This is a genomic window from Longimicrobium sp., assembly GCF_036554565.1.
In the GTDB taxonomy this organism is placed as follows: Bacteria; Gemmatimonadota; Gemmatimonadetes; order Longimicrobiales; family Longimicrobiaceae; genus Longimicrobium.
The window spans coordinates 1-3,143 of record NZ_DATBNB010000162.1 but is presented as its reverse complement, the minus strand read 5'-3'; the positions used below and the strand labels follow the sequence as shown (position 1 = coordinate 3,143).

At 74.6% G+C, this 3,143-nt stretch carries 1 protein-coding gene; it reads left to right on the top strand.

From position 1 onward, the window contains the following. A partial coding sequence (locus VIB55_RS04510) for an amino acid adenylation domain-containing protein (RefSeq protein ID WP_331875474.1) occupies positions 1-3,143 on the top strand: 3,143 nt, incomplete at both ends.

The following is a 3,143-nucleotide window of genomic DNA, read 5'->3' as shown; positions in this document are numbered from 1 at the left end:
CCTCCGGCTCCACGGGGCGGCCCAAGGGCGTGATGGTGGAGCACCGAAGCCTGGTGAACCACACCGCGTGGCAGGCAGCGGCGTTCGGCATCGGCGCCGGCGACACGGTGCTGCAGCGCACCTCCGTCTCGTTCGATGCGTCGGTGTGGGAGCTGTGGACGCCGCTGGCCACCGGCGCCCGGATGCTGCTCCTTTCCTCCGCCGCGGCGAAGGACCCGGGCGCCATCGGGCGTGCCGTCGCAGAGGGCGGGGTGACCGTCGCACAGTTCGTCCCCACCCTTCTCCAGGCGGTGCTCGGCGCCCTTCCGGCGGGCGGCTCGCTCCCCTGCCGTACCCTTTTCTGCGGAGGCGAGCCGCTTTCGGCCGCGCTGGTGCAGGAGGCGCGCGCGGCGGGCGCGGGCGAGGTGGTGAACCTGTACGGCCCCACCGAGGCGACGATCGATTCCACCTCGCACGTGTGCGGCGTGGACGGCCGCGCACCCGCCATCGGCCGGCCCATCGCCAACGCGCGGGTCTACGTGCTGGACGCGCGGGGCGCGCCGGCGCCGGTGGGCGTAGCGGGCGAGCTGTACGTCGGCGGGGCCGGCGTGGCGCGCGGCTACCTGGCGCGGCCGGCGCTGACGGCGGAGCGCTTCGTCCCCGATCCTTTCGCGGTTGATGGTGGCGCGCGGATGTACCGCACCGGCGACCTGGGCCGCTGGCGGGCGGACGGGACGCTGGAGTTCCTGGGGCGCACCGACTTCCAGGTGAAGGTCCGCGGCTTCCGCATCGAGCCGGGCGAGATCGAGGCGGCGCTCCAGGGCCACCATGCCGTGCGCGACGCCCTCGTCCTGGCGCGCGAAGACGCGGCCGGCGACCGGCGGCTGGTGGCGTACTATCGGGCGGACGAGCAGGTCGCCGCCGCCGCGCTGAAGTCGCATCTCGCCACTCGGCTGCCGGGGCACATGGTGCCGGCGGCGTATGTGTGGATGCAGGCCTATCCGCTCACCCCGAACGGCAAGGTAGACCGCAAGGCGCTTCCCGCGCCGGAGTCCGGCGCGTACGCGGCCCGGGAGTACGAGGCTCCGGTGGGCCGGACGGAGCAGGCGGTGGCCGCGATCTGGGCCGAGGTGCTCGGCGCCGGGCGGGTGGGCCGCGGGGACGACTTCTTCGAACTGGGCGGACACTCGCTCGTGGCGGCGCGCGTCGTCGCGCGCATCCGGCAGGCGCTGGGGGTGGAGGCCGCGCCACGCGACCTGTTCGAGCGGCCCGTGCTGGCGGACTTCGCGCGCGGGCTGGAGACCGCCGCGCGTGCCGAGGCGGCGCCGATCGCGCCGGTGGAGCGCTCCGGCCCGCTTCCCCTCTCGTTCGCGCAGCGAGGGCTGTGGTTCCTGGAGCAGCTGGGGAACCTGGGCGGCACCTACAACGTCCCCCTGCACCTGCGGCTGCGGGGCGCTCTGGACCGCGGGGCGCTGGCGCGGGCGCTGGACCGCATCGTCGCGCGGCACGAGGCGCTGCGCACCACCTTCGCGGCGGTGGACGGCGAGCCGGTGCAGCGCATCGCGCCGGTAGAGGAGAGCGCGTTCGCGCTGGTGGAGCACGACCTCCGTGCCTCGGCGGACGCGGAGGACGAGCTGCGGCGCCTGGCGGCCGGCGAGGCGATCGCGCCCTTCGACCTGGCGCGCGGGCCGCTGGTCCGCGGGCGCCTGGTGCGCATGGCGGCGGACGACCACGTGCTGCTGCTGACGATGCACCACATCGTCTCCGACGGCTGGTCGCTGGGGGTGCTGCACGGCGAGCTCGCCGCATTGTACGCCGCCTTCGCGCGCGGCGAGCCCGATCCGCTTCCGCCGCTGCCGGTGCAGTACGCCGACTATGCCGCGTGGCACCGCCGCCAGGTGGAGGGCGAGGTCCTGCGGCGGCAGGGGGACTACTGGCGCGCAACGCTCGCGGGCGCGCCCGAGCTGCTGGAGCTTCCGGCCGACCATCCACGCCCGGCGCGGCAGGACTTCGCGGGCGCGTCGCTGAAGGTGGAGCTGGACGAGGCGCTGACCGCCGCGCTGATGGCGCTGGGGCAGCGGCACGGCGCCACCCTGTACATGACGCTGTTGGCCGGGTGGGCGGCCGTGCTCGCCCGGCTGTCGGGGCAGGACGAGGTCGTGGTCGGCACGCCGAGCGCCAACCGCGGGCGGAGCGAGGTCGAGGGGCTGATCGGCTTCTTCGTCAACACGCTTCCGGTGCGGGTGAACCTTTCCGGCGCGCCCACCGTGGCGGAGGCGCTGGGGCGCGTAAAGGCGCGCGCGCTGGAGGCGCAGCAGAACCAGGACATCCCCTTCGAGCAGGTGGTGGAGCTGGTGCAGCCGGCGCGGACCCTGGCCCACAGCCCGCTCTTCCAGGTGATGTTCGCCTGGCAGAACGCGCCCGCCACCCGCCTGGAGCTGCCGGGACTCACGCTGGCCCCCGCGGACGCCGGGCCGCGCGCCACGGCCAAGTTCGACCTGCTGCTGTCGCTGTCGGAGGAGGACGGTCGGATTGCCGGCGAGGTGGAGTACGCGACCTCGCTCTTCGAACAGGCCACGGTGGAGCGCTGGCTGGGCTACCTGCGCCGCGTGCTGGAGGCTTTTGCCTCGGACGACGGCTCGAGCGTCGAGCGTCTGCCGATGCTTTCCGAGGGAGAGCGCTCCCTGGTGCTGCGGGAGTGGAACGCCACGGAAGCCGCGTACCCGCGCGAGGCCTGCGTCCACGAGCTCGTGGAAGCACAGGTCGAGCGCACGCCGGGATCGGTGGCGGTGGTGTTCGAGGGCGAGCGGGTGACGTACGCGGAGCTGAACGCGCGGGCGAACCGGCTGGCCCACCACCTCCGCGCCCTCGGCGTGGGTCCGGACGTGCGGGTGGGGATCTGCGTGGAGCGCAGCGTGGAGATGGTTGTCGGCCTGCTGGGCATCCTCAAGTCCGGCGGCGCCTACGTGCCGCTCGACGCCAGCTATCCGGTGGCCCGCCTGCGCGACATGGTCGAGGACAGCGCCCCGGCCGTCCTCCTGACGCACCCGCCGCTCGCCGCCACCGTGGCCGAGCTGTCGGCGGGCTCCGCCGTCCCGGTGCTCGATCTCACCCATGACAGGGCGTGGGCGGAGCGGCCGGAGACGAATCCCGGCCGCGAGAGG